Below are 25,918 nucleotides of genomic sequence, written 5' to 3'. Positions count from 1 at the left end.
GGATGGCCCCATTGCCGCCGTGACCGTCGCGACCGTCGCGACGGACCACGAGTCACCCGGCGACATTGCGAAGGAGCATCCACGTGTCCGATCAGAACCGGTCCGCCCTCACCCCCGGGGCCCGGACGGAGCACCTCGCCCGCCTGCGCGCCGCCACTGCCGAGAACCCCCTGGACGTCCTCGTCATCGGCGGAGGCGTCAACGGCGCCGGCGCCGCGTTCGACGCCGCCACCCGAGGACTGTCCGTCGGCCTCGTCGAGACCCGCGACTGGGCCGCCGGGACCTCGTCGCGCTCCTCCAAGCTCATGCACGGCGGCCTGCGCTACCTGCAGATGCTGGACTTCAAGCTCGTCGCCGAGGCCCTGCGCGAGCGCGACCTGCTGCTCGAGCACACCGCTCCGCACCTGGTCAAGCCCGTCAAGTTCGTCTTCCCCTTCTTCAAGAAGGTGGTCGACCGCGCGTTCATCGGCTCCGGCGTGATGCTCTACGACGCGATGCAGTCCATCGGCCGCAAGCGCGCCGTCCCCTTCCACCGCCACCTGCTGCACGACAAGATGATGGACGTCTTCCCGGCGCTCGACGGCGACAAGGCCGTCGGCGCGCTGGAGTACTACGACGCGCAGATGGACGACGCCCGCTTCGTGATGATGCTGGTGCGCTCGGCCGCGCAGCACGACGCCTCCGTCGCCAACTACACCAGCGTCGTCGACTACCTCCACGAGGGCGGGCGCGTCAGCGGCGCCCGGGTGCGGGACGAGGAGACCGGCGAGGAGTTCGAGGTCCACGCCCGCGACACCCTCCTGGCCGGCGGCGTCTGGACCGAGGATCAGCAGGACCTCGCCGGGGCCGACGCCGGCCTGAAGGTGCTCGCTTCCAAGGGCATCCACGTCACCATCGCCCGGGACCGCATCCCCGCCGTGCCCGAGACCGGCATCATCACCCAGACCGAGAAGTCGGTCCTGTTCATCATCCCCTGGGACGAGTACTGGGTCATCGGCACCACCGACACCGCCTGGACCGAGGACCCGGCCGACGTCGGCGCGACCTCCGAGGACATCGACTACGTGCTCGAGCACGCCAACGCGGTGCTGGCCGACGACCTCTCGCGCGAGGACGTCATCGGCGTCTACTCCGGCCTGCGCCCCCTGGTCCAGCCGGTGCAGAAGGGCGGCGGCTCGGCGAAGGTCTCCCGCGAGCACACGGTCATGCAGGTCGAGCCGGGCCTGTCCGCCATCGCCGGCGGCAAGTTCACCACCTACCGGGTGATGGCCGAGGACATCGTCGACTTCGCGATCAAGGAGCACCAGCCCGGGCGGCCCAGCCTGACCCGCTCCGTGCCGGTGATCGGCGCCCAGGGCTACGAGACCCTGGTGCGCGACAAGCAGAAGATCGCCCGACGGTACGACCTCGACTCGGTGCGCATCGACCGCCTGCTGTTCCGCTACGGCGCACTGCTGACCGACGTGCTCGCCCTGGTCGACGAGGACCCCTCGCTCGGCACCCCGCTCGAGCACGCCCCGCGCTACCTGCGGGCCGAAGCGCTGTACGCCGTGCGCGCCGAGGGGGCGCGCCACCTGGCCGACATCCTCGAGCGTCGCACCCGGCTGGACTACGAGACCCGCGACCGCGGCGTCGACGCCGCCGCGGAGATCGCGGCCCTCGTCGGCCCCGAGCTGGGCTGGGACGAGAGCACCCAGGCGCAGGAGGTCGCGACGTACCGCGAGTACATCGCCGCCCGCCTCGAGGGCGAGCAGGCCGGGACCGACGCCGAGACCGCGGCACGCATCGGTGCCGTCCCCGAGGTGCCGCCGAGGCGCTGACACCGATTCTGCGGTCCCCGGGCACCGAGCCCGGGGGGCCGCGGGGCGGCAGATCGCACGCCCCGGAGGCCCTTCGCGGCCTGTCGCCGGTGAGAGCCGGCAGCCGACCTGTCCCCGTCAGGTCGGTCTCGATGAGGAGAACACATGGGAACGATCGGAACGATCCTGTTGTCGGAGATCGCGGGCACGGCGATGCTGACCCTGATGGGCGGCGGCGTCGTCGCCAACAACATCCTCGGCAAGACCAAGGGCAAAGACGGCGGCTGGTTGATGGTCAACTTCGGCTGGGGCCTGGCGGTCTTCGTCGGCGTCTACACGGCCTTCAAGACCGGTGCGCACATCAACCCGGCCGTCACCACCGGCCTGCTCATGAGCGAGGCCACCGAATACGCGCCGGGCATCCCGATGACGTTCGGCACCACGATCACGTACTACATCGCCGAGATCGTCGGTGCCTTCATCGGTGCCGTGCTCGCCTGGCTGGTCTACAAGAACCACTACGACCAGGAGAAGGATCCGGGCACGATCCTGGGGACCTTCTCCACCGGCCCGGAGATCCGCTCCTACGGCTGGAACCTGGTCACCGAGATCATCGCGACCTTCGTGCTGGTCTTCGTGATCATCATGTTCGGCAACACGCCGGACAAGCTCGGGCCGCTCGCGGTCTCGCTGCTGGTGCTCGCGATCGGCGCCTCCCTCGGCGGACCGACGGGCTACGCCATCAACCCCGCCCGAGACCTCGGGCCGCGCCTCGCGCACGCGGTCCTGCCGATCCCCCACAAGGGCGGCTCGGACTGGGCATACTCGTGGGTGCCGGTCGCCGGACCTCTGATCGGCGGCGGCCTCGCCGGTCTGGTCTCGGTCATCTACTTCTGAGCGGCCCGACCCCTGAGACCGCCGAGCGCCGCACCGGCCTCCTCGGCACTCATCCACGACACCTCCCCTCATCCACGACGAAGGAGTTCCGATGAACGACCAGCCGATGTACATCATGTCCATCGATCAGGGCACGACCTCGACCCGCGCGATCATCTTCGATCACGCCGGGCAGATCGTCGCCTCGGGGCAGAAGGAGCACGAGCAGATCTTCCCGAAGTCCGGGTGGGTCGAGCACGATCCGCAGGAGATCTGGAAGAACACCCGCGACGTCGTCGGCCAGGCGCTGGTGAACGCCGATATCAACCGCCACCAGCTGGCGGCCGTCGGCATCACCAACCAGCGCGAGACCGCCGTCGTCTGGGACAAGAACACCGGCGAGCCCGTCTACAACGCGATCGTCTGGCAGGACACCCGCACGCAGAGGATCTGCGACGAGCTCGCGGGCGACGAGGGCGCCGAGAAGTACAAGGAACGCGTCGGCCTGCCTCTGGCGACGTACTTCTCCGGCCCCAAGGTGAAGTGGATCCTCGACAACGTCGAGGGGGCCCGCGCCCGCGCCGAGGCCGGGGAGCTGGTCTTCGGCAACACCGACGCCTGGCTGATGTGGAACCTCACCGGCGGGACCAACGGGGGCGTGCACGTCACCGACGTCACCAATGCCTCGCGCACGATGCTCATGAACATCGACACCCTGGACTGGAACGAGGACATCGCCGAGGACATGGGCATCCCGCTGTCCATGCTCCCGGAGATCCGCTCCTCCTCCGAGGTGTACGGCACGGGACGCAAGAACGACCTGCTGATCGACACCCCGATCGCCGGCATCCTCGGCGACCAGCAGGCCGCGACCTTCGGTCAGGCCTGCTTCGAGGTGGGCCAGGCCAAGAACACCTACGGCACCGGCAACTTCATGCTGATCAACACGGGCGAGGATCTGGTGCGCAGCGAGAACGGGCTGCTGACCACGGTCGCCTACAAGCTCGGCGACGCCAAGCCGGTGTACGCCCTCGAGGGCTCGATCGCGGTGACCGGCTCGCTGGTGCAGTGGGTGCGCGACAACCTGGGCATGATCCAGGACGCCCCGGAGATCGAGGACCTCGCGAAGGAGGTCGACGACAACGGCGGCCTGTTCATCGTCCCCGCGTTCTCGGGCCTGTTCGCCCCGCACTGGCGCTCCGACGCCCGCGGCGCGATGGTCGGCATGACCCGCTTCCACAACAAGGGCCACATCGCGCGGGCCACGCTGGAGGCCACCGCCTTCCAGACCCGCGAGGTGCTGGATGCGATGATCGCCGACGCCGAGAGCGAGGGCGTGGAGCTGTCCGAGCTGAAGGTCGACGGCGGCATGGTCAAGAACGAGACCCTCATGCAGTTCCAGGCGGACATCCTCGGTGTGTCCGTGGTGCGCCCGCAGGTCATCGAGACCACCGCGCTCGGCGCCGCCTACGCTGCGGGTATCGCGGTGGGCTTCTGGGACGGCGAGCAGGACGTCATCGACAACTGGGCCGAGGACAAGCGCTGGGAGCCCACCATGGACGAGGAGACCCGCGAGCGCTACCTGCGTCTGTGGAAGAAGGCCGTCGAGCGCACGCTGGGCTGGGTCGACGAGGACACCGAGGCGCTGTACTCCTGAATCCCGACCGACCCTCCGCGGCCGGACGCCCGGGCTCGGCCGACGGCGGCCCACCGCGAATGCGCACGTGGCTCCCACTCCTGGACGCCACGTGCGCACTGCCGTGCCCGTCCATGGATCGACGGTCGGGCCCCGTGTGGTTCCGCGGGGCCGGACCCGTCTTCCACGGGGCCGGACCCGAATCTCTGCGGGGCTGCGCCTCGTGCCTCCCCGGTCCGTCGCGCGGTGTGGTGGTGATGGGGAACGGGCCCGAGAAAGCCCCGGTGAGCGGCACCGCTGAGCGGTGAGGAGTCTCGCGAGAACGTCCCGCTGAGCGGTGAGGAGTCTCGCGAATGATGTCACCGTCCGGCAACGAGCTCGGTGATCGGCGTCTCAGAGGGGTAGTCTCAGCGCACCTCCCGGTCCTCGGCGCTCGCACGGCGTCCCGTCGCCGTCCCCGGGCGCGGATGACGCATCACCTGTCTGCGACCGCGGCCCCGGCTGCACGATCCGCGCGGAACGGCTGCGTTCGCCGGTGACCGTTTTGTCCATCATCCCCGGCGGTCCGTCCCGACCACTTCTCCCAGCACCCGTCCCGACCACCCCTTCCCCACCCTGAGATCGGAGCCCTCTCGTGGATCTCGTCTTCAAGATCGTCGCCCTCGCCATCTATTTCGGTGCCATGATCGGCATCGGCCTCTACGCCTTCCGCAAGACGTCGGACGGTGAGGACTACATGCTCGGCGGGCGGCAGCTGCACCCGTTCACCGCCGCCCTCTCCGCCGGTGCCTCGGACATGTCCGGCTGGCTCCTCATGGGCCTGCCCGGCGCGCTGTACATGAACGGGCTGGTCGAGGCGTGGATCGCGATCGGACTCACGATCGGCGCCGGACTGAACTGGTTCTTCGTCGCGCCTCGGCTGAGGCAGTACACGCAGATCGCCGGCAACTCGATCACCGTCCCGAGCTTCTTCGGCAACCGACTGCACGACCGGACGCACATCCTCCGCATCGCCGCAGGCGTGATCATCCTGGTGTTCTTCACCTTCTACGTCTCCTCCGGCATGGTCGCCGGCGGCGTGTTCTTCGAGTCGATGTTCGGCGGCAGGTACATCTTCGGGATGCTGCTGGTCGGCGGCGTGACCATCATCTACACGCTGTTCGGCGGGTTCCTCGGCGCCAGCTACACCGACGTCGTCCAGGGGTTGATCATGCTGGTCTCCCTCCTGGTCGTCCCGATCATGGCGATGTTCGTCGTGGGCGGCCCGGTCGCGATGTTCGACTCCGTGCGGCAGGTCAACGCCGACTTCGGGTCCCTGACCGCAGGCGGCACCTTCATCGGGATCGCCTCCTCCCTGGCCTGGGGACTGGGCTACTTCGGACAGCCGCACATCATCGTGCGCTTCATGGCCCTGCGCTCCTCCCGCGATGCCAAGTACGGGCTGGTCGTCGGCATGAGCTGGATGATCATCTGCGTGCTCGGCGCCGTGTTCACCGCGCTCGCCGGCCTGGCCTACTTCCAGCAGAACCAGGATGCGGTGCTGACCGACACCACCAACGGCGAGTCCGTGTTCCTGGACCTGTCGCTGATCCTGTTCCATCCCCTGATCGCCGGCATCCTGCTGGCCGCCGTGCTCGCCGCCATCATGTCCACGATCTCCTCGCAGCTGATCGTCTCCAGCTCCGCGCTGATCGAGGACCTCATCGGCGGGTTCGGGGTCAAGCTCAGCGCCAAGGGCGCCTTGTGGGGCGGCCGGATCGGCGTGCTCGCCGTGTCCGTGATCGCCCTGTTCCTGGCGATGAACCCGGACAGCTCCGTTCTGGGCCTGGTGGCCTTCGCCTGGGCGGGCTTCGGCGCCGCCTTCGGTCCGATCGTCCTGCTGTCGCTGTTCTGGCGTCGGCTGACGACGGCCGGTGCGGCCACCGGCATGGTCGCCGGCGCTGCGGTCGCCTTCACCTGGGGGCAGTTCCAGCCCGACGTGAGCTGGGGCCTGTTCGGAGACCAGCACCTGTACGAGATCATCCCCGGCTTCCTGATCTGCCTGATCCTCGCCGTGGTGGTCAGCCTCGTCACGCCCCGTCCGCCCGCGGTGGCGATGCGGGAGTTCGACGACATGGAGGCCTCGTTCGCGTCCGGCGAGATCCCCGACCACCCGGAGGATGCCGAGGTGGCCGGCTCCGGGTCGGGCACGACCGCCTGACCGACCCTGCCGGTGCGACGGTGCCGCAGAAGGTGTCACTCCCGTGGCACCTTCTGCGGCCTGGTCCCCCAGGCGGCGCCGGCGCTGCCCGGCGGTGCGGTGCCGGCGGCCGTGTGCCCGGCTCAGACGCCGAAGAGGCGCTCGTTCTCGGGGCCGCGGGCGCCGGGCCACGCGGTGAACAGTGAGCCGGCCTGCGGGTCCTCGCCCTCGGCGAGGTTCTCCCGGCTGGTGGTGATGAACAGCGTCGAGCGGTCGTGGCCGCCGAAGGTGCAGGCCGTGACCTGCCGCGCCCCGACCTTGACCCGGGAGCAGACCTCGCCGTGCTCATCGAGGCCGAGCACCTGGCCGCCTCCGTTCATCGCCACCCAGACCCGGCCCTCGGCGTCGAGCGTCAGCCCATCGGGGTGACCGTCCTGGTCGGTCAGGTTCGCGAACGGGCGTCGACCGACGAGGCCCGCATCGTCGGACCAGTCGAACAGGTCGACCCTTCCGGTGGGCGTGTCGACGTAATAGGCGCGCGTCCCGTCGGCGGTGAACGCGAGGCCGTTGGAGATCGTGAGGTCGCCGAACAGTTCGATGGTGGTGCCGTCCGGCAGCAAGCGCCACATCGCCGCGGCCCCCGGCCGCTGGTCATAGGCCATCGAGCCGCACAGGAACGACCCGTCCGGTGCGATCGCCCCCTCGTTCATCCGGATGTCCTGCTCCCACAGCGGCGGCAGCGGGGTGATCGAGCCGTCGGCGTCCTCGAGGGCGAAGCCCTTCTCGAGGGCGAGCACGGCCCCGCCGCCCACGGCCGGGCGCACGCAGGCCACCACCGGGCTCGGCGTGGTGATGCGATGCGCGGTGCGGGCACCGCCGAGCTGGGTGAGGGCGCCGGCTGCGTCGAGCTGCATGATGTCGCCGGCCAGCATGTCGACCCAGCGCAGGCCGCCCCAGCTGTCGGACCAGCAGGGCCCCTCGGCGTGGTGGCAGATCGGATCGGTGAGGCGGTCGGCGTGCATGAGGACTCCGTTCGCGCGATGCTGCGGTGGCTCCACCGTACGGGCTGCGGCCGGGAGCCGCGCAGCGGCGTCCGGGGTGGGAACTCGACGCGGCCCAGATCCTGGACAGGAGCGGGGGAGGACACCGAGGGCCTGGGCGACGGGGACGGCGCCGGCCGCGGTCCAGGCCTGGGGACGGCACGAGGCCGGGTAGGTCACGGCCGGGGAGACCTCCTCGCTGCTCTGTCCGCTGAACGGTTCGGGCAGCCGCTGGTCGAAGCCGTTCCCCGCCCGCAGCAGGGCATCGGTGGTTCCTCTCAGCGGGGACGGGCGCTCAGAGCAGGGAGCGGATCCGCTCCATCATCGCCTGGACGCTCACGCCGTAGCGGTCGTTCAGCGTCGGCAGCGCGCCGGCGTCGAGGAACTCGTCCGGCAGACCGATCGGGGTGATGCGCTCGCCGAGCCCGCGGCCGGCCACCGTGCGGGAGACGGCGTCGAAGAGCCCGCCGACCACCGAGTGGTTCTCCGCGGTCAGCACCAAGCGACCCGCGCCGAGGGCGGAGACGACCGCCTCCTCGTCGAAGGGCTTCAGGGTGGGCGAGTGCAGCACCGCGACCCCGATCCCGTCCTGCTCCAGGGCCGTCGCGGTCTCCAGGGCGCGCTCGGTCATCAGCCCGGTCGATATGAGCAGGACGTCGGCCCCATCACGCAGCAGCTTCGCCTTTCCCAGCTCGAAGGAGTAGTCGTACTCGTCCAGCACCAGCGGGACCTTCCCGCGCAGCAGGCGCATGTACGTCGGCCCGTCGAAGGCGGCGAGCTGCGGGACCGCCTGCTGGATGTCCAGGGCGTCGCAGGGATCGACGATCGTCAGGTTCGGCATCCCGCGCAGGATCGCGACGTCCTCGGTGGCCTGATGGGAGGGGCCGTAGCCGGTGGTCAGTCCCGGCAGGGCGCACACCATGTTCACGTTGAGGTTCGCCTCGGCGATGTCCAGGGCGAGGAAGTCGTAGGCGCGCCGAGTGGCGAAGACCGAGTAGGTCGAGGCGAAGGGGACGAAGCCTTCCATGGCGAGGCCGGTGGCGGCGCCGAGCAGTGCCTGCTCGGCCATGCCGATCTGGTAGAAGCGCTCCGGCATCGCGTCGCGCAGGATGTGCACGTCGGTGTACTTCGCGAGGTCGGCGGAGAGGCCGACGATCCGCTCGTCCTGCCGGGCCGCCTCGACCAGGGCGTGCCCGAGCGGGGCGGAGACGGTGCGCTGGCCCTCCGAGGCGAGGTCGGCGCTCATGGCGCCGGAGACCAGCTTCTTCGAGGCGGCGGTGGCGGGGGTGGTGTGCGTGCTCATCGTCCTGCGCTTTCGTTCAGCTTCTGGTGGGCGGTGGCCCATTCCGCGGCATCGACCTTCATGAAGTGCAGCTTCTCCCGCTGCTCGAGGAAGTCGACGCCCTTGCCCAGGGTGGTGTCCACGACGAGGACCCGGGGGCGGGGATCCTCGATCTCCCGGAGCTCGACCAGGTGGCCGAGCAGGGCGGGGACGTCGTGCCCGTCGCAGCGGCGGGCGATCCAGCCGAAGGCCTCGAACTTGTCGGTGACCGGCTCCATCGAGAGCATCTGGGTGCTGCGGCCGTCGGCCTGCTGATCGTTGAAATCGACGATCGCGATGAGGTTGTCGAGCCCATGGTGACCGGCGACGGCGGCCGCCTCCCAGGTCGAGCCCTCCCCGAGCTCGCCGTCGGAGAGCAGGTTGTAGACGACGCGGTCGGACCCCTTGCGCTGCATGCCCATCGCCACGCCGTTCGCGATCCCGAGGCCGTGGCCGAGGGAGCCGCCGGAGATCTCGACCCCGGGCGTGTAGGAGCGCATGGAGGACATCGGCAGGCGCGAGTCGTCGCTGGCATAGGTCTGCAGCTCCTCCTGGGGCAGGAACTTCGCCTCGGTCAGCGCCGCATAGAGGGCCAGGGCGTAGTGTCCGATGGACAGCTGGAAGCGGTCGCGGTCCTCGGAGGTCGGGTTCGACGGGTCCAGGTGCAGTTGGTCGGCGTACAGGACCGCGAGGACGTCGGCGATGTCCAGGGCCTGGCCGATGTAGCCCTGGCCCTGGACCTCGGCCTGGATCAGGGCGTACTGACGGATGCGGTGGGCGGCTTCGCGGATGCGCTGGACCCGCTCGGGGTCGAACGATCGCGCCGTCCCGGTCGCCGTCGTCGGCTCTGTCGTGCTCATGTCTCTCCTGTCGGGGTGGTGGCAGTCGGTGGGGTCGGGATGCGCGAGATCCGCCGCCACGAATCGAAGTGCTCGACCATCGCGGCAGCGACGGCCTCCTTGCGACGGGAGCGCAGGGCGCGGGTGATCTCGAAGTGGACGGCGTCGCTGTCGAACATCTCCGGCAGCTCGCCGTGATTGCGGGCGATCTCCTTGCCGATGACGATCCGGCGCCGTTCCAGCAGCAGATCGTGCAAGGCGTGATTCATGCCGTTGACGACGTAGGTCATGATCGGGTTCCCGACGATGTCGAACAGCGCCACGTGGAAGGCGTGGTCGGCCTTCAGCCCGCTGACGAAGTCCCGTGACGCCGAGGCGTCGACCATGGCGTAGACCTGCTCCTCGAGGGCCTGGATCTGCTCGTCGGTGACCCGCTCGAGGATCCGCGGGGCGATCGCGACCTCGAGCATCTCGCGGGCCTCGTTGATCTGGGCGACCGTCACCAGCCCGGCGCGCAGCATCAGCTCGAACACGTTGCCGGTGCCCGCCTCGAGGGCGCTGGGGGAGACGAGGACGTTCCCCGATCCCTGCACCTTCGTGAGCATGCCGAGCATCTGCAGTCCGGAGAGCCGTTCGCGGACACGAGCCCGGGACATGCCGCTGAGCTCGGCGAGCCGGCGCTCGGTGGGGATGAGGATGCCGCCGTCGACCTCGACGCCCTCGCGGACCAGTCCGTCCAGGAATTCCAGGGTCTGGGGTTCCACCTGACCTCCTTCGGTCGGGTTCGCTGCAGCGACGGCGCCTCCGGAGAACCGGTGGGCAGTGCGCCGGGGATCCGGCGGGACCGATGCAAGCATGGGGTGGGGGAGCGGGCAATCGGCGTCGGCCTCGGCGGGCCCTGAGCAGTTCGCGGAGCCGCAGGTCAGAGTCGATGCCCGGCGCGATCATAATGGTCGACCAATTCTCTGGGGAACCCGTGGCGTGCCGCCCGACGGGCGCCCCCCTCCGGCAGTGGTCAGACCAATCGGCGACGCTCATTGCCGCTCTGATCAGGCTCGTCGTGGGCGGGCCGAGTCTCACTCCCAGCCCACGCCTTGTTGCGGTGACCTGCGCCTCGTAGCGTTCGCGTCGATCTGATCGGGACCATCGCGGTCCCGTCCGCACCGACGTGAAGGAGTGCAGTGCCGCACCACGAGCCGACCGGCACCCAGACCAGAACCGCAGTCGTCACCGGCGCAGCCTCCGAGCGCAGCATCGGGCGGGCGACCGCCACCCGCTTCGCCCGCGACGGGTGGTCGGTGGCAGTCCTCGACCTCGACGGGGACGGCGCGATCGCCCTGGCCCGGGAGCTGGGCGAGCGGTTCGGCGTCCCCACCGCCGGCTACGGCGTCGACATCACCGACAGCGCCGCCGTGAACGAGGTGGCCGCCCAGATCGCGGGCTCCGAACTGCCCACGGTCGGCGCGCTGTCGAACATCGCGGGGGTCCCTTCCCCGGTCTCCTTCCTCGACGTCGACGACGCCCTGTGGGACACGATCATTGCCGTGAACCTCACCGGCACCTTCTACGTCACGCGCGCGTTCCTCCCAGCCATGATCGAGGGCGGCTACGGACGCGTCGTGAACATGTCGTCCGTCTCGGCGCAGCAGGGCGGCGGCGTCTTCTCCAAGACCCCGTACTCCGCGGCCAAGGCCGGGGTGCTGGGCCTGACCAGGTCGCTCGCCCGAGAGATGGCCCCGGAGGGCATCACGGTCAACGCGATCGCCCCGGGCGCCGCGGATACCAACATCCGCGGCGACACCACCGAGGAGTCCGAGGCCGCGCTGTCCGCCTCGATCCCGATGGGCCGACAGGCCACCGCCGCGGAGATCGGTGCCCTCGTGGTGTGGCTCTCGGGCGAGGACGCCGGCTACATCACCGGCACCACGCAGGCCATCAACGGCGGCGCGTACATCTCATGACGGCCCCTCGCGCCGGGGCAGGGCCGACAGGACCCGCGGCCCGACTCGGCATCTCGACGATCTCCTTCCGGCACCGTCCTCTGCCCGAAGCGCTGCGCCTCATCGCGGCGACGACGGCCCGGGAGATCGATCTCGGGGCGATCCCGGCGGTCACGGACCACGTCCCGGTCCCCTTCGAGGGGGACCCCGACGACTACGTCGACCTGCTCGACGAACTCGGACTGACCTGCGGCGCCGTCAACGCGGACCCGGGCGATCTCAACGACCCCGAGCTCACCGAGGGCGAACTCGTGGAGACCGTCGACCCGCTCGCGCGTCTGGCCGCCGCACTCGGCGGTGCTCTCATCGTCCCGGCAGGACGGGCCGACCATGCCCCGATCCTCGACTCCGAGCAGGACCTCGCCCGGATCATCGAGAATCTGCAGATCGTCTCGCGAACATGCGCCGCTCGCGGGGTCAGGCTCCTGGTGGAGGTGCTGCACCACCGCCGTTACCTGCACACCGTCCCGGCCGCGGACGAGCTCCTCGCGCGCAGCGATCCCGCGGACTTCGGCGTCCTGTTCGACGTCTCCCACGTCGTCGCCTCCGCCGAGGACCCGATCGCCTGGGCGCGGCGTCTCGGCGCTCGGATCGAACGCGTGCACCTGCGCGACGCCGTCCCCGGGAACCTGAACCTCTCCCTCGGCGCCGGAGACGTCGACCTCGCCGGGGTGGTCACCGCCCTCGAGTCGCAGGACTTCGCAGGCACCTACGTCCTCGAGCTCGAGACGCACGACGTCGCCGAGGAGGACCGCGAGGCCGACGTCGCGCGCAGCCTCGCGCTCGTCGACCGGCTCCTGGCTGCCGCGGCCTCGGTCTGAGGCGCCCGCCCCGATCCCCACCGGCCGCGCGCGGATGCGCGGTCTCCCCAACCCCCTGGAGGAACCATGGACACAATGGTGATCGTCCATCTGGTCATCGCCGTCGTCGGCGTCATCCTGCTCATCGCCTGGGCGAAGATCAACCCCGTCATCTCGCTGATCATCGGCTCGCTGTACCTCGGCGTCGCCGGCGGCCTCGGCTTCACCGCCACCGTCACCGCGGTCAACACCGGCTTCGGGGATCTGATGACGGAGGTCGGTCTGATCATCGGCTTCGGCGTCATGATCGGCACGGCCCTGTCCGCGACCGGCACGATGCAGCGGGTCGTGGACGCGATGCTGAAGGTCGTCGGACCCTCCAAGTCGCCCTACGTGCTGGGCCTGGCCTCCGGCATCGTCTTCCCCTCGATCTACTTCGACGTGGCCCTGGTGATCCTGGCCCCCATCGCGGGCACCATCGCCAAGCGCACGGGGCGCAGCATCGCCCAGCTCGCCGGCGCGCTCGCGATCGGCCTCGAGGTCGGCCTGCTGGTCGTCGTCCCGGGTGTCGCGGCCGTCGCCGTCGCCGGTCCGCTCGGCATCCCGCTGGGCACGCTCCTGGTCTGGGGCGTCCCGCTGGGCATCGTCTTCATCATCGCCAGCATCTTCCTGCACTCCCTGCTCATGGGGCGGATCTTCGATCCCGCCACCGATCGCGATCCCGAGTTCGACGATTCGATCTTCGGCGAGTCCCCGGAGGAGGAGCAGCAGCGCCTCGCCGCCGAGCGCAGCACCGACCTCTCGGCGGCCGGCAGCCCGACGGACGGCGGCGCTTCGAGGACCGCAGGCGGCTCCTCGGCCGACGGGGCCGAAGCCCCTGTGCCGGGCCCCGGCGGCGTCGCCCTCCGGCAGGCCACCTCCGCACACCGCTACCCGCTGGTCGTCGCGATGCTCCCGGTGATCGTGCCCGTCGTGCTGATCGTCGCCGACACCCTCTCCCGGGCGCTGGGCGGTGAGCCGGCCGTGCTCGGCTTCCTCGGCAGCCCCGTCGTGGCACTGCTGATCGGCCTGCTCATCGGCATCGTCCTCGCCATCCCCGAGGTCACCCGTGACGGCATCGACGACCTCGTGACCAAGGGCGCCGCGAACGCCGGAACGATCCTGCTGTTCACCGGTGTGGCCGGGTCGCTCGGCGCCGTCATCGCCCAGGTCGGCGTGGGCGACATGCTCGCGAACCTCTTCCAGGCCAATGCGACCATCCCCGTCCTCCTGGCCTGGGTGGTCGCCGCGGTGCTGCGTCTGGCCCAGGGCTCCGCCTCGGTCGCCGCGATCACCGCCGCCACCCTGCTCGCCCCGATCATGGGCTCGATCGAGGCCACCCCGCTGCTGATCCTGCTGGCCGCGGGCAGCGGCGCCGCCTTCGGCGGTCACGTCACGGACAACACCTTCTGGATCTTCAAGCAGATGCTCGGGTTCACGACGAAGGGCACCTTCAAGATCTACACCCTCGCGCAGGGCACGTTCGCGGTGGTCGGCCTCGCGGTCTGCCTCGTGCTGGACCTCTTCCTGTGATCCGATGACCGAAAGGAGCTGCGAGCACATGACCGAGAGGACCGCCACGCCCCCCGACCTCACCGCACACCGACAGGTGACCGTCGTCGGCATCGGTGCCATCGGGCTGCCCATGGCGCTGCGCCTGGCGGCGTCCGGCGCCGAGGTGACGGGGGTGGACCCCGTCGCGGCGTCCCGGGATGCCGCGAGGGCGCTGGGCCTGGCCGCGGAGGCGTCGGCCGGCTCCGCGGCGACGGCTGACGTCGTGATCTGCATGGTCGCCACCCCGCAGCAGCTGCGGGAGGCGGCGCTCGGAGAGAGCGGCCTGTTGGCCACGATGAGACCGGGCGCGACCCTCGTGGTCATGAGCACCGTCGGAGTCGCCCCGGTCGACGAGGTCCTCGCCGCGGCCGACGGGACCGGGATCGGTGTCCTGGACGTCCCGGTGACCGGCGGCGTCGCCGGAGCGGAGGCGGGCACGCTGACGCTGTTCGCCTCCGGTGACCCGGCACGGATCGCGGTGCTGCGTCCCCTGCTGGAGACGATGGGCTCGCTGCGGGACTGCGGCCCGGTGGTGGGACGCGGCCAGGCGATGAAGGCCGTCAACCAGTTCCTCGCCTCCGTGCACCTCGTCGCGGCGGCGGAGGCCCTCGCCTTCGCCGACTCGCTGGGAGTGGACCCCGCGGAGGCCTTCGACGCGGTCTCCGGCGGCGCGGGCGGCTCCTGGATGCTCACGGACCGGGGCCCGCGCATGCTCGAAGGGATCGATGCCCAGGTCACGAGCACGATCGGGATCTTCGTGAAGGATTCGGGCCTGGTCTGCGACATGGCCGAGGACCTCGGATTCGAGGCGCCGCTGGTCGCCGCCGCCAGAGACCGCTTCCAGGCCGCGGCCGAGCAGGATCTCCTGCGGCGCGACGACTCGCAGGTGATCCGCACCTATCTCGGCCGGTGACGGGCCCCGCCCGGCCGCCCCGCTCAGCCCGCGCGCTGGAGTCCGGCCAGGGTGTGGGTGATGTCCTTCGTGGCGGGATAGAGCTCGCGGTACATCCGGTACAGCTCGTCGTATCGCGCGCCCGCCGTCGGATCGGGGTGGCACACGTGATCGATGGCGTTCCAGCTGCTGGTGTCGGCGCCATGGGCGGCCTGCGCGGCGAGCATCGAGGTCCCGTAGGAGGCGCCGACGGTGCGTCGTGGCACCTCCTGGGCGAGCCCGGTGACGTCGGAGACGATCTGCGGCCACAGCTCGTTCTGCGTGCCGCCGCCGACGGCCACCATCCGCTCGATCCGCACCCCGGCCTCGCGCAGCGCCTCCACATGGTGACGCACTCCGTAGGCGGCCGCCTCGAGCGCGGCCCGGTACAGGTCGCCGCGGGTGTGGGAGAGGGTGAGCCCGGCGATCACGCCGCGGGCCGACGGGTCGGACATGGGGGAGCGCTCGCCGGCGAAGTACGGCAGCATCAGCAGACCGTTCGCGCCGACGCCGCTGGTCTCGGCCTCGCTGATCAGGGTCGAGAAGTCGGCGTCACCGGTCAGCTCGCGCAGCCATCCGGTGATCGCCCCGGAGCTCGCCATCCCTCCCGAGAGGGTGAACGTCCCCTCCGTCGTGCCGGAGGTGACCCACAGACTGCGACTGGGGGCGGGCCGGTCGGTGATGGCGACCAGGAACGTCGTGGTCCCGTACATGAGCATCACGTCGCCCGGCGCGGTGGCGCCGACGCTGATCGCCTCGGCCCAGGCGTCGATGGCGCCGGCGACCACCGGCACCCCGGGCTCGATGCCCGGCAGCTGCCGGGCGGCGTCGGCCGAGACCGTCCCGGCGATCTCGGCCGACCACCGCAGCGGTGGAAGGTCCAATCCGGCGGCGACCTCCTGGGTCCAGGGCCGGTGCCAGTCCAGGGTGGCGGTGTCGTAGATCGGGGTGACCATGGACGCGCTGGAGTGGTCGAGCATGTACTGCCCGGTGAGGCGAAAGGCGAGATAGGACGACGGCATGAACAGCCGTGAGGCCCGGGCGAACACCTCGGGCTCCTGATCGGCGATCCAGCGGATCTTGGGCCCGGCAGCCTGGGAGGAGAGCACGCTCCCGCAGCGCGCGAGGATCTCGTCCTCGCCGAAGTGCCCGGTCAGGTGGTCGATCTGCTTCTCGGCGCGGGAATCGACGCCGTAGAGGATGGCCGGGCGCACCGGTTCCCCGTCCTCGTCGGCCAGCAGCACGCAGGGACCCATCCCGGAGACGCCGATCCCGGTGACCCGCGCCTCGGCGCCGGCGGTGAGCTCGGTGGCGATGCCGACGAACTCCTCCCACCACACCCGGGCGTCCATCTCGACGTGCCCGGGGGCGGGGCGGGAGACTGTGTGCTCGCGGGTGGCCGTGCGCAGGATCCTCCCGTCGAGCGCCACCAGCACGCCCTTCGCACTCGAGGTGCCGATGTCGATGCCCAGCACCGCGTCCTCAGAGCCTGCCATCGACCTGCCCTCTCCTCGTCGTCGCCTCGTCCTCGGGGCCTTGTTCTCGAACTTCGTCCGCGGGGCCTCGTGCTCGAGCCTCCTCCTCGGGGTCTCGTCGGGCCCGTGCCGGTCCGGCCGGCAGGACCCGTACATCCTGCCATCGACCGTCCGCAGGGACTGTCAGGGACGAGGACCGGGACCGGGCCACGGCGTGCCTCCGGGAGGGCGGCGCGGGGCCGGTGCGGGACGCCGATGGTTGCGCGACCCACCGTCGGGCTCTATAGGATCGTCGCGTCGGGGGCGGCACGTCCTTTCGGCACATCTGTGCTTCGACATCGAGGTCGACCACGGGACGACGACGAAAGGAGGCGGACGTGCTCGACTCCCACATGGACCCGCAGCTCCTGCACCGCGCGGCCACCGCGTACTACCTCGACGACCTGCGCCAGGCGGAGGTCGCCGAACGGCTCGGCATCTCCCGGCCCACGGTCAGCAAGCTGCTCACCGAGGCCCGGCGCATCGGGATGGTGCGCTTCGAGGTGCTCGACGTCGGCGAGCCCGACGTGAGCGACCTCGAGCATCGCCTGCGCTGCCTGCTCGACATCGAGGAGGTCCGCATCGCCGCCGGCGACCAGACCCAGCGCGAGTACCGCGGTCTCGGCGACCTGCTGGGGGACGTGCTGGCCAGACTCGAGCTGACCCGCGGCGAGGTGCTGCTGATCTCCTCGGGGAAGACCACCCATGCCGTCAGCCGGATGCCCGGCATGCCCGAGCTGGACGGCGTGATCATCGCGCCCACCGTCGGCGGCCAGCAGGAATCCGATCCCGCCTTCCAGACCAACGAGACCGTGCGGAACCTCGCCAACCGCACCGGGGCGGAGCCGCGCTTCATCTTCGCACCGGCCCTGCCGAGCCCCAGCCTGTGGCGTTCCCTGCAGGCCGACCCGAGCTTCGTGGAGATCACGGACCTGTGGACCCGTGCGCGGGTGCTGGTCACCGGGATCGGCTCTCCCTATGCCCGTCGCGATTCGCTGACCTCGGTCGTCCCGCGCGAGGACTTCGGCCTGCGCGGAGCGGTCGGCGATCTCTGCCTGCACTTCTTCGACGCCGACGGTCAGGAGGTGCTCTATCCGGGCTCGGACCGGCTGGTGCGCCCCTCGGTGGAGCTGCTGCGCGCGATCCCGACCTCGATCGCCCTGGCCGCGGGCAGCGAGAAGGCTCCCTCGATCCGGGCCGGGGCGCGGACGGGCCTGTTCACCACGCTGATCACCGACGTGCCCACGGCCGAGTCCGTGCTCGCGCAGACCGACGAGGAGTCCTGACGCCGACGACGGGCGTTCCGGCTGTCGATGGTCGTCCACGGGCGCAGGAGCATGCGCTGTGCCGATATAGCCACAGCGCATGCCTCGGTGCCGGTCCTCGACGACCTCCGGTGACCAGAGGGAGAGCCTGGTGCGCGCATCGATCTCGGTGCGCGCGGCGACGTCGCCGCGTCCCGCCCCGTCCCGCACCGCCCCGAACATTTGTGCTTGACGAATGTGCCCGTCGTGTCTAGGCTGACGGGCACAGGGGTCGCGCCGCGTGCGACGGGCCCGAGGTCGGCTGCCGCGAGGACCGCGCGCGGAACGTATCGAAGGAGATGTGTCGAGATGAGCGAGACCCCGAAGACCATGCAGGCCGTGGTCATGCATGCCCCGGAGGACTACCGGCTCGAGAACAAGGACGTGCCCACCCCGGCCCCCGACGAGCTGCTGATCAAGGTCGAGGCCGTCGGCGTCTGCGCGAGCGACCTCAAGGCCTACGCCGGTGCCGCCAAGTTCTGGGGCGACGAGAACCGCGAGCGCTGGGTCGAGCCCGGCATCACCCCCGGCCACGAGATCGCCGGAGAGGTCGTCTCCGGAGCCGCCGAGGCGCTGGCCCTGCACGGCGTCGAGGTCGGCGACCGCATCGTCGTCGAGCAGATCGTGCCGTGCGGCGAGTGCATGTACTGCCGGCGCGGCTGGTACTGGATGTGCGGCCCCCACGACATGTTCGGCTTCAAGCACTACGACGGCGGCATGGCCGAGTACATGATCGTCCCGGCCCTCGCCCGCGCCCACAAGATCTCGACGGAGATCCCGCCGCACCACGCCGCCTTCGCCGAGCCGCTGTCCTGCTCGCTGCACGCCGTCGAGCGCGCCCAGCTCACCTTCGACGACGTCGTGGTGGTCGCCGGAGCCGGTCCGATCGGTCTCGGCGCGATCATCGGAGCGGTCCACAAGACCCCCAAGATGGTCATCGCCCTCGACTTCGACGAGAACAAGCTGGCGCTGGCCGCGAAGTGCGGCGCCGACCTCACCCTGAACCCCTCCAAGGTCGACGTCTACGAGGAGATCCGCGCTCTGACCGGCGGCTACGGGGCCGATGTGTACATCGAGTGCACCGGCCACCCCAGCGCCGTCAGCCAGGGCCTGAACCTGCTGCGCAAGCTGGGGCGCTACGTCGAGTACTCGGTGTTCAAGGAGAACGTGTCGGTCGACTGGTCGATCATCTCCGACGATAAGGAGCTCGACGTCCTCGGCGCCCATCTCGGCCCGCACTGCTGGCCGGCCGCCATCAAGATCATCGAGTCCGGCGTCCTGCCGCTCGAGGAGATCTGCACCCACCAGTTCGGCCTGAAGGACGTCCAGAAGGCCCTCGACACGGTCGCCGACTCCGGCGGCGCCTCCGTGAAGGTCTCGCTCCTGCCCGGCTCCTGAGCCTCCCGCCCCGGTGCCCTGGCGCCGGGGCACCGGCCGATGCCGCGGCCGGATCGTCCCTGCGACGTTCCGACCGCGGCGTCGCCACCTCCATCCACCTCTCCACCCGCGGCGCTCACCGCAGAGCGCCCCTCCTGCTGCACCCGGGCCGCCGACGAGGACGGCCGACCGCAGCCCCTCCGGTCCCGCAGCGCTCCGCCCGGAGCAGGACATCGACGCCGATGTCCAGCGGGGTCGCCTCCCTCCCTCGTCGACGGTCCGCCCGCCCGACCCTGCGTCGCGCCGACACCGCCGTCGTCGACCATCGACCGGCATAGACGCCCTCGAGCGGACACCGCCCCGTGCGGACGACGCCGACACCCGACAGGAAAGGCTCAGCATGAGCACCGCAACGACCGCGGCACCGCAGACCCCGCAGCGCGCGAGGGCGCCGAAGAAGCACCTGGGCCGCTGGACAGCAGTCGCCCTGACCGTGATCGGCCTGCTCGTGGTCGTGCTCGGCACCAAGGTCGTGCCCGACGGGGCTGAGGAGCAGCTCGCCGGGCCGCAGGCCTTCGACAAGGCCACCTTCGGCGCCGAGCAGTTCCCCACCGTCCAGCAGGAGATCACCGACCGCGCCGTTCCCGCGCCCGAGCTCGCCGAGGCCATCGCTGCGGACCCGGAGGCCGCCGCCGAGGAGCACGGCGTCGAATCCGCCGGTCAGACGGTGTACAGCACCACCTTCACGGGCACCGTCGGCGAGGGGGAGAGCGGTATCTATGACGTGGCCGTCGACGGCATGCCCGAGAACGTCACCGTGCGCATCCAGACCGGTCCCGCGATCAACGGCACCGAGCTGCGCGACGCGACCGGTGCCTACGACTTCGGGCAGTTCACCAACCAGATCGAGTACCAGGACGCCGGCGCAGCCCTCAACGAGGAGATGAAGAAGCAGGTCCTGGACCCGATAGACCCGAGCACGCTGAGCGGCAAGACCGTCACCGTGACCGGGGCGTTCACCGCCATCAACCCCGAGGGGTGGCTCGTCACCCCCGTCTCCGTGGAGGTCTCATGAACACCGCGGCCGATGACGGCACCGCGTCCGGACCGGCCGGTGCCGACGACGTGGTCCTGCAGGCGCAGGACATCGTCAAGAACTACGGCGGCACCCGGGCGCTCAAGGGCGTGAACTTCGGGGTCCACCGCGGGAGGGTCACCACGCTGTTCGGGGAGAACGGCGCCGGCAAGTCGACGCTGATGAAGATCCTCTCGGGCGTCGAGCAGCCGACGTCGGGCCGGATCGTCCTGGACGGGCAGCCCATCACCTTCACGGACCCCACCGAGGCGCGCGACCACGGGATCGCGATCATCCACCAGGAGCTGAGCCTCGCCCCGAACCTCTCGGTCCGCGACAACATCTTCCTGGGCCGCGAGATCACCACCGCCACCGGCGTCGACTACGCCGAGGAGACCCGGCTGACCGCGGCGCTGCTGGCCGACATGCGGCTGGACGTGGCCCCCTCGACCCTCGTCGGGGACCTGCGCGTGGGCCAGCAGCAGATCATCGAGATCGCCCGGGCGCTGTCGATCGATGCCCGCATCCTGATCATGGACGAGCCGACCTCGGCGCTGGCCGCGAAGGAGGTCGAGATCCTCTTCGGCATCATCGAGGACCTCAAGGCCCGGGGCGTCTCGCTCGTCTACATCTCCCATCACCTCGAGGAGGCCCTGCGGGTCACCGACCACGCCGTGGTGCTGCGGGACGGATCCATGACCGCCCGCGGCGACCGCGAGGAGATCGATCTCGAGTGGATCGTGCGGAACATGGTGGGGGAGAACTTCGACCTCGGCTCCCCGCCGACCGGCCATGCCTTCGGCGAGCCGGTGCTCTCGGTCGAGCACCTCACCCTCCGCGATCCCGAGAACCCCGAGCGCGCCGTCGTCGACGACCTCTCCCTGCAGGTGCGCTCCGGCGAGATCGTCTGCCTCTACGGACTCATGGGCGCCGGACGGACCGAGGTGCTCGAGGCGGTCGCCGGCCGCGGGGACGTCGTCGGCGGACGCATCCTCTACGAGGGGCGCGAGCTGGCGGGCGAATCGATCCGCGAGCGCCTGGCGATGGGCATCGGCCTGGTGCCCGAGGACCGGCAGCGCGACGGGCTGGTGCAGACCATGTCCGTCGGTCAGAACCTCACCCTCGCCAGCATCACGCAGTTCCTGAGCCGGGGCCTCACCTCGCGACAGAAGGAGAACTCCCTGGTGAAGCGCCTGATCAAGGATGTCACGGTCAAGACGCCCGGACCGGCGGTCCCCATCGGGTCCCTCTCCGGCGGGAACCAGCAGAAGGTCGTGCTCGGCAAGATCCTCGCCACGGACCCCGGGGTGATGCTGCTGGACGAGCCCAGCCGCGGCATCGACATCGGTGCCAAGGCCGAGGTGTTCGGTCTGCTCGCCGACCGGGCCCGTGACGGCCTCGCCGTCGTCTACACCACGTCGGAGATCGACGAGTGCTTCGCCATCGCGCACCGCATCGTCGTGCTCCACCGCGGACGCATCTCGGCCGAGTTCGGGCCCGACGCGGCGAAGGCCGACGTCATGGCCGCCTCCGGCGAAGTCCTCACCTCGTGAACCAGCACCCAGGAACGGAACGCACCATGACCTCCCTCGCCGCCGGCGACACCGCGAAGAAGCTCGATCTCTCGAAGCTCCTGCTCGAAGGGCGCGCCTTCCTCGCCCTCGCGCTGATCATCGTGGTCTTCTCGCTGCTCTCGCCGAACTTCCTCACGGTCAACAACCTGCTGATCATGTCCTCGCACGTCGCGATCTTCGCGCTGCTGTCCCTGGGTCAGCTGCTCGTGGTCCTCACCGGCGGGATCGACCTCTCCGTCGGCTCCACCCTCGGATTCACGGCCGTCATCGGCGGCTTCCTCCTGCGCGGGGTGGAGCTGGACATCTTCGGGGTGACGCTCTACCCGAACGTCGCCGCCTCGGTGCTGATAGCGGTCGTCCTGGGCGGGTTGATCGGGGCCCTGAACGGTGTGCTGGTGGCGAAGTTCAAGGTCGCCCCGTTCGTGGCGACGCTCGGCATGCTCTACGTGATCCGCGGCTTCGCGCTGCTGATGACCAACGGCCGCACCCTCAACGACCTCTCCGGGGACGAGGCGCTGGGCAACACCGGCTTCGAGTGGCTCGGCTTCAACCGCATCCTCGGCATCCCCGCCGGCGTGCTGATCATGGCCGTCATCGCCCTGATCATCGCCGTCGTCCTGGGGCGGACCACCTTCGGCCGCTGGCTGTACGCCACCGGCGGCAACGAGCGCGCCGCCCAGCTCTCCGGCGTCCCGGTGCGGAGGGTGACCGTGTGGGTGTACGTCGTCTCCGGGCTGTGTTCGGCGGTGGCGGGTCTGATCCTCGCCTCGACGCTGACCAGCGCCAGCCCCAACGCAGGCAACACCTATGAGCTGACCGCCATCGCGGGCGTCGTCATCGGCGGCGCCGCCCTCTCCGGCGGCCGCGGCACCGTGCGCGGCACCCTGCTGGGCGCCTTCGTGATCGGCTTCCTCTCCGACGGCCTGGTGCTCATCGGCGTCTCCGCCTACTGGCAGACCGTCTTCGTCGGCGCCGTCATCGTCGTCGCCGTGCTGTTGAACTCGCTGCAGTACGGCCGTCCCCGCAAGGCGCCGAAGGGCATGGCCCGGTTCGGAGCCGCCGGATCCGCCGGAGCCGCCGGGACCTCCGGATCCGACGGGGCCGCCGGGACCTCCGGACCGGACCGGGGCGCCGGGACCTCGGGATCCGACGGTCCGAGCGGCTCCTCCGAGGGCCCCGACGAGATCCGTTCCGACCCCGATTCCGACCCCGAGCGACCCTGACCTCGACTCCGCCCACCCCGACGGCTCCCTCGACCACCCTCGTGAGACGACCACTGCGCTCACGGCATCACGTGCAGGACCCCCGATGCAGCCCGACCGGGATGCATCTTCCCGAAAGGAACACACCATGGAACGCAGGCATTTCCTCTCCGTCCTCGGCGCCGGTGCCGCAGCGGCCGGACTCGCAGCATGCGGCAGCTCCGACGAGTCGGGCGGTGGCTCCTCGGACGCCGGTGGCGGCGGTGGCGGCACCGACGGCGGCCTGATCACGATCATCGTCAACGACCCCTCGAACCCCTACTGGAAGACCGAGGGCGACGTCGCCGCGGCCAAGGCCGAGGAGCTCGGGTACGAGACGACGGTGGGAGCCCACAAGGGTGACACCAACACCGAGAACACCCTGGTCGACACCGCCATCTCCAACCAGTCGGTCGCGCTGATCATGGATCCGGCGAACGCCGACGGATCGATCGGCACCATCAAGAAGGCCGTCCAGGCCGAGATCCCGGTCTTCCTGATCAACGCCGAGATCAATGAGTCCGGCCTCGTCATGGCGCAGCTGGTCTCCAACAACGCCCAGGGCGCCGCGCTCGGCGCCCAGGAGTGGGTCACGCAGATGGGGGAGAGCGGCAAGTACGTCGAGCTGTTCGGCCTGCCCTCGGACAACAACGCCCAGACCCGCTCCAACGGCTTCACCACGACCATCAGCCAGTACCCCGATCTCGAGAAGGTCGGGGAGGAGGTCGCGGACTGGAACCGCACCAAAGGCCACGACAAAGCGCAGTCGCTGTTGCAGGCCCATCCGGACATCACCGGGTTGATCTCGGGCAACGACGAGATGGCGCTCGGGGCGATCGCCGCCTTCCAGGAGGCGGGAGCGCTGGAGAACATCGTCGTGGGCGGCTTCGACGGATCCCCGGACGCGATCGAGGCGATCAAGAACGGTGAGCTCGCCTACACGGTGCTGCAGCCGGTCGCGCAGTTCGCCGAGCAGGTCATCGTGATGGCCGACGACCTCCTGAAGAACGGCACCAAGCCGGAGCAGGAGAAGCAGGCGCTGGACTGCATCCTCATCACGGAGGAGAACATCGACAAGATGACGGCGCCGTTCACCTACACGGAGTGAACCACCGGCTCCGAGGGGCCGACGGCACGACACCGCTGGTGGTGCCGCGGGGCCGACGACCGGTGCGGTCGTCGGCCCCGCGTCGTCGACCCGGCCCGTCGTGTCGTCACCGTCGGCTGGGGCTCGCGTCGTGAAGGAGACCCATGACACGCCCGAGGTGAACATTTGTGCTTGACGAATGTTCGAGGGGAGGCCTATGGTCGAGCCGACCGACCGCCGGGGCACGCTCGCGATCGGTCCGCCGTGAAGGCCGATCGTCGGCCGCCCCCGCACGAAGGAGTGTCCTGTATGAGCTCGGTACCCAGCGAGACCGGCGCCGTCCCCGCACCGGGAACGACGACCAGAGAGCCGTTCCTGGACCGTCTCGGCTTCCCCCACGCCCTGCGCTGGGGCTTCCTGGGCGTGCTGGTCTTCATGACCGGCAACGGCGTCGAGTCCAACTTCGTCTCCCCGCACATCGCCAACGCCTTCGGCGGCGGGGACGACATGATCAACCTCGCCGCCACCATCATCACGATGTACAGCCTCGCGGTGCTGGTGGGCTCCTACCTCGCCGGCGCGCTCTCGGACCTGTGGGGGCCGCGCCGCGTGATGGCGCTCGGCTTCGCCGTCTGGGTCGTCTTCGAGATCGCCTTCCTCCTGGCTCTGGAGACCGACTCCGCCTTCCTGGTCGGGGCCGCCTACTTCCTGCGCGGCTTCGGCTTCCCGCTGTTCGCCTTCGCATTCCTGGTGTGGATCAACGCCGTGGTGGACAAACGGCGCAACGGCACCGCCGTCGGCTGGTTCTACGTCATGTTCACCGGCGGCCTGCCCACCCTGGGCTCGCTCGTGGCCGTGTTCATGATCCCGAGCTTCGGCGGCGGCTTCTCCGGTGAGAAGTGGACCATGATCGCCTCCACCGTCATCGTCGCGATCGGGTTCTGCATCGCCTGGTTCGGCGTGAAGGAGCGCCACGGTTCCATCCGTCTGGCCCCCGAGGGGGAGAGCGCCGGTGCGGTCATCTCCTCCGGCCTGCGGTTGACCTTCACCAACAAGCGGATCGCCATGGGCTTCCTGACCCGGCTGATCAACACCGCCCCCGAGTTCGGCATGTTCATCATCCTGCCGAACGTGATCGCGGTGCAGCTGGGCTGGGGCCAGTCCCGCTGGCTGGTCATGACCACCGTCGTCTATGCCGGCAACATCCTGTTCAACGCCGCCTTCGGGGCGCTGGGCGACAAGGTCGGCTGGGTGCGGACCGTGCGCTGGTTCGGCATCGTCGGCTCCGCCATCGGCCTGCTGCTGTGGTGGTACGTGCCCCACATCGTCCCGGCCGGCTCGGACTGGGGCTTCGTCGTCTCCGTCGCCGCCGGCACCGTCTTCGGCATCCTGCTGGCCGGCTTCGTCCCGCTCGGCGCGATCATGCCCGCGCTCGCCCCCAAGCACACCGGTGCCGCGATGGCGATGTACACCACCGCCGCCGGCGGTGCCACCTTCCTCGGCTCCGCGGTCGTCGCGATCGTGCGTCCCTGGGGCGGCAACGTGGGCGTGGTCTGGGCGTTCGTGCTGCTGTACGCCTGCGCCTTCATGATGACCTTCTTCCTGAAGGTCCACCAGCCTCGGCTGCACGGTCCTGTCGAGCATGGCCCCGAGAGCGCGGACAGCCCGGCGAGCCCGGCCTGAGCCGGCACCCGTCCGACGCGTCCTCCGTCCCACCCTCACCCGCCTTCGA

General features: G+C 70.2%; 20 protein-coding genes. 15 read left to right on the top strand and 5 right to left on the bottom strand.

Annotation, left to right across the window (positions count from 1 at the left end; genetic code table 11):
* Positions 1-83: 83 nt before the first annotated feature.
* From BH708_RS12155 to putP, 4 genes are all read left to right on the top strand, one after another.
* Entirely contained in the window at positions 84-1,820 is a 1,737-nt protein-coding gene (locus tag BH708_RS12155) for a glycerol-3-phosphate dehydrogenase/oxidase (protein WP_076809009.1), read from the top strand.
* Between the two features lie 153 nt (positions 1,821-1,973).
* Positions 1,974-2,696: an MIP/aquaporin family protein gene (locus tag BH708_RS12150; RefSeq protein ID WP_076811220.1), complete on the top strand. Its 723-nt coding sequence runs from the start codon at positions 1,974-1,976 to the stop codon at positions 2,694-2,696.
* 91 nt (positions 2,697-2,787) lie between these two features.
* Positions 2,788-4,332 carry a glycerol kinase GlpK gene (glpK, locus tag BH708_RS12145; RefSeq protein ID WP_076809007.1) on the top strand — a complete coding sequence of 515 codons (1,545 nt, stop codon included), beginning with the start codon at positions 2,788-2,790 and terminating at the stop codon, positions 4,330-4,332.
* Between the two features lie 661 nt (positions 4,333-4,993).
* The gene (gene putP, locus BH708_RS12140) at positions 4,994-6,511 is read left to right on the top strand and encodes a sodium/proline symporter PutP (protein ID WP_253705572.1); all 1,518 of its coding nucleotides are present in this window, start codon (positions 4,994-4,996) and stop codon (positions 6,509-6,511) included.
* Positions 6,512-6,633: 122 nt separating this feature from the next.
* Here putP and BH708_RS12135 read toward each other — a convergent pair whose 3' ends face one another.
* The 4 genes from BH708_RS12135 to BH708_RS12120 form a co-directional block, all read right to left on the bottom strand.
* Positions 6,634-7,512 carry an SMP-30/gluconolactonase/LRE family protein gene (locus tag BH708_RS12135; protein ID WP_076809004.1) on the bottom strand — a complete coding sequence of 293 codons (879 nt, stop codon included), beginning with the start codon at positions 7,510-7,512 and terminating at the stop codon, positions 6,634-6,636.
* A gap of 313 nt (positions 7,513-7,825) precedes the next feature.
* Positions 7,826-8,833: a transketolase family protein gene (locus tag BH708_RS12130; protein WP_076809002.1), complete on the bottom strand. Its 1,008-nt coding sequence runs from the start codon at positions 8,831-8,833 to the stop codon at positions 7,826-7,828.
* Complete coding sequence (locus BH708_RS12125; protein WP_076809000.1) at positions 8,830-9,711, bottom strand: transketolase; 882 nt, start codon at positions 9,709-9,711, stop codon at positions 8,830-8,832. Before BH708_RS12125 ends, BH708_RS12130 begins: the two co-directional genes overlap by 4 nt.
* Positions 9,708-10,454, bottom strand: coding sequence for a FadR/GntR family transcriptional regulator (locus BH708_RS12120; RefSeq protein WP_076808998.1), 747 nt, complete (start codon positions 10,452-10,454; stop codon positions 9,708-9,710). Before BH708_RS12120 ends, BH708_RS12125 begins: the two co-directional genes overlap by 4 nt.
* A 417-nt stretch (positions 10,455-10,871) precedes the next feature.
* Between BH708_RS12120 and BH708_RS12115 the strand changes: the two genes are divergently transcribed.
* The 4 genes from BH708_RS12115 (at position 10,872) to BH708_RS12100 (ending at position 14,996) form a co-directional block, all read left to right on the top strand.
* The gene (locus BH708_RS12115) at positions 10,872-11,651 is read left to right on the top strand and encodes an SDR family NAD(P)-dependent oxidoreductase (protein WP_076808996.1); all 780 of its coding nucleotides are present in this window, start codon (positions 10,872-10,874) and stop codon (positions 11,649-11,651) included.
* A complete protein-coding gene (locus BH708_RS12110; protein WP_076808994.1) occupies positions 11,648-12,511 on the top strand; it encodes a sugar phosphate isomerase/epimerase in 864 nt (287 codons plus the stop codon). The genes BH708_RS12115 and BH708_RS12110 overlap by 4 nt, the downstream gene beginning before the upstream one ends.
* A gap of 66 nt (positions 12,512-12,577) precedes the next feature.
* Positions 12,578-14,062: a GntP family permease gene (locus BH708_RS12105; protein WP_076808992.1), complete on the top strand. Its 1,485-nt coding sequence runs from the start codon at positions 12,578-12,580 to the stop codon at positions 14,060-14,062.
* A gap of 28 nt (positions 14,063-14,090) precedes the next feature.
* Positions 14,091-14,996 (top strand): NAD(P)-dependent oxidoreductase, encoded by a 906-nt coding sequence (locus BH708_RS12100; RefSeq protein ID WP_076808990.1) that lies wholly within the window; start codon positions 14,091-14,093, stop codon positions 14,994-14,996.
* A gap of 23 nt (positions 14,997-15,019) precedes the next feature.
* Here BH708_RS12100 and BH708_RS12095 read toward each other — a convergent pair whose 3' ends face one another.
* Complete coding sequence (locus tag BH708_RS12095) at positions 15,020-16,510, bottom strand: FGGY-family carbohydrate kinase (RefSeq protein ID WP_076808988.1); 1,491 nt, start codon at positions 16,508-16,510, stop codon at positions 15,020-15,022.
* A 356-nt stretch (positions 16,511-16,866) separates the two neighbouring features.
* On the opposite strand from BH708_RS12095, the gene BH708_RS12090 reads away from it, so the two are divergent.
* The 7 genes from BH708_RS12090 (at position 16,867) to BH708_RS12060 (ending at position 25,869) form a co-directional block, all read left to right on the top strand.
* Positions 16,867-17,814: a sugar-binding transcriptional regulator gene (locus BH708_RS12090; RefSeq protein ID WP_083713551.1), complete on the top strand. Its 948-nt coding sequence runs from the start codon at positions 16,867-16,869 to the stop codon at positions 17,812-17,814.
* Between the two features lie 327 nt (positions 17,815-18,141).
* Positions 18,142-19,230: a zinc-binding dehydrogenase gene (locus BH708_RS12085; protein ID WP_076808985.1), complete on the top strand. Its 1,089-nt coding sequence runs from the start codon at positions 18,142-18,144 to the stop codon at positions 19,228-19,230.
* A 379-nt stretch (positions 19,231-19,609) separates the two neighbouring features.
* Entirely contained in the window at positions 19,610-20,284 is a 675-nt protein-coding gene (locus BH708_RS12080; RefSeq protein WP_076808983.1) for a DUF2291 family protein, read from the top strand.
* Positions 20,281-21,837: a sugar ABC transporter ATP-binding protein gene (locus BH708_RS12075; RefSeq protein ID WP_076808982.1), complete on the top strand. Its 1,557-nt coding sequence runs from the start codon at positions 20,281-20,283 to the stop codon at positions 21,835-21,837. Before BH708_RS12080 ends, BH708_RS12075 begins: the two co-directional genes overlap by 4 nt.
* Positions 21,838-21,863: 26 nt before the next feature.
* Positions 21,864-23,081 carry an ABC transporter permease gene (locus BH708_RS12070; RefSeq protein WP_083713549.1) on the top strand — a complete coding sequence of 406 codons (1,218 nt, stop codon included), beginning with the start codon at positions 21,864-21,866 and terminating at the stop codon, positions 23,079-23,081.
* A gap of 127 nt (positions 23,082-23,208) precedes the next feature.
* Positions 23,209-24,207 carry a D-ribose ABC transporter substrate-binding protein gene (locus BH708_RS12065; RefSeq protein ID WP_076808981.1) on the top strand — a complete coding sequence of 333 codons (999 nt, stop codon included), beginning with the start codon at positions 23,209-23,211 and terminating at the stop codon, positions 24,205-24,207.
* Positions 24,208-24,495: 288 nt separating this feature from the next.
* Positions 24,496-25,869: an RbtT/DalT/CsbX family MFS transporter gene (locus BH708_RS12060; RefSeq protein ID WP_076808980.1), complete on the top strand. Its 1,374-nt coding sequence runs from the start codon at positions 24,496-24,498 to the stop codon at positions 25,867-25,869.
* Positions 25,870-25,918: the final 49 nt, after the last annotated feature.

The organism is Brachybacterium sp. P6-10-X1 (assembly GCF_001969445.1).
Classification (GTDB): domain Bacteria; phylum Actinomycetota; class Actinomycetes; order Actinomycetales; family Dermabacteraceae; genus Brachybacterium.
The sequence above is the reverse complement of the archived record's forward strand: the minus strand, read 5'-3'. Positions and strand labels throughout refer to the sequence as shown.

Bases quoted from the DNA above. Each gene is read 5' to 3' on its own strand.
- BH708_RS12100 (WP_076808990.1), top strand. From the start codon at position 14,091: ATGACCGAGAGGACCGCCACGCCCCCCGACCTCACCGCACACCGACAG.
- BH708_RS12125 (WP_076809000.1), bottom strand. From the start codon at position 9,711: ATGAGCACGACAGAGCCGACGACGGCGACCGGGACGGCGCGATCGTTC.
- BH708_RS12080 (WP_076808983.1), top strand. From the start codon at position 19,610: ATGAGCACCGCAACGACCGCGGCACCGCAGACCCCGCAGCGCGCGAGG.
- glpK (WP_076809007.1), top strand. From the start codon at position 2,788: ATGAACGACCAGCCGATGTACATCATGTCCATCGATCAGGGCACGACC.
- BH708_RS12135 (WP_076809004.1), bottom strand. From the start codon at position 7,512: ATGCACGCCGACCGCCTCACCGATCCGATCTGCCACCACGCCGAGGGG.
- BH708_RS12095 (WP_076808988.1), bottom strand. From the start codon at position 16,510: ATGGCAGGCTCTGAGGACGCGGTGCTGGGCATCGACATCGGCACCTCG.
- BH708_RS12105 (WP_076808992.1), top strand. From the start codon at position 12,578: ATGGACACAATGGTGATCGTCCATCTGGTCATCGCCGTCGTCGGCGTC.
- BH708_RS12065 (WP_076808981.1), top strand. From the start codon at position 23,209: ATGGAACGCAGGCATTTCCTCTCCGTCCTCGGCGCCGGTGCCGCAGCG.
- putP (WP_253705572.1), top strand. From the start codon at position 4,994: ATGATCGGCATCGGCCTCTACGCCTTCCGCAAGACGTCGGACGGTGAG.
- BH708_RS12070 (WP_083713549.1), top strand. From the start codon at position 21,864: ATGACCTCCCTCGCCGCCGGCGACACCGCGAAGAAGCTCGATCTCTCG.
- BH708_RS12110 (WP_076808994.1), top strand. From the start codon at position 11,648: ATGACGGCCCCTCGCGCCGGGGCAGGGCCGACAGGACCCGCGGCCCGA.
- BH708_RS12130 (WP_076809002.1), bottom strand. From the start codon at position 8,833: ATGAGCACGCACACCACCCCCGCCACCGCCGCCTCGAAGAAGCTGGTC.
- BH708_RS12060 (WP_076808980.1), top strand. From the start codon at position 24,496: ATGAGCTCGGTACCCAGCGAGACCGGCGCCGTCCCCGCACCGGGAACG.
- BH708_RS12075 (WP_076808982.1), top strand. From the start codon at position 20,281: ATGAACACCGCGGCCGATGACGGCACCGCGTCCGGACCGGCCGGTGCC.
- BH708_RS12085 (WP_076808985.1), top strand. From the start codon at position 18,142: ATGAGCGAGACCCCGAAGACCATGCAGGCCGTGGTCATGCATGCCCCG.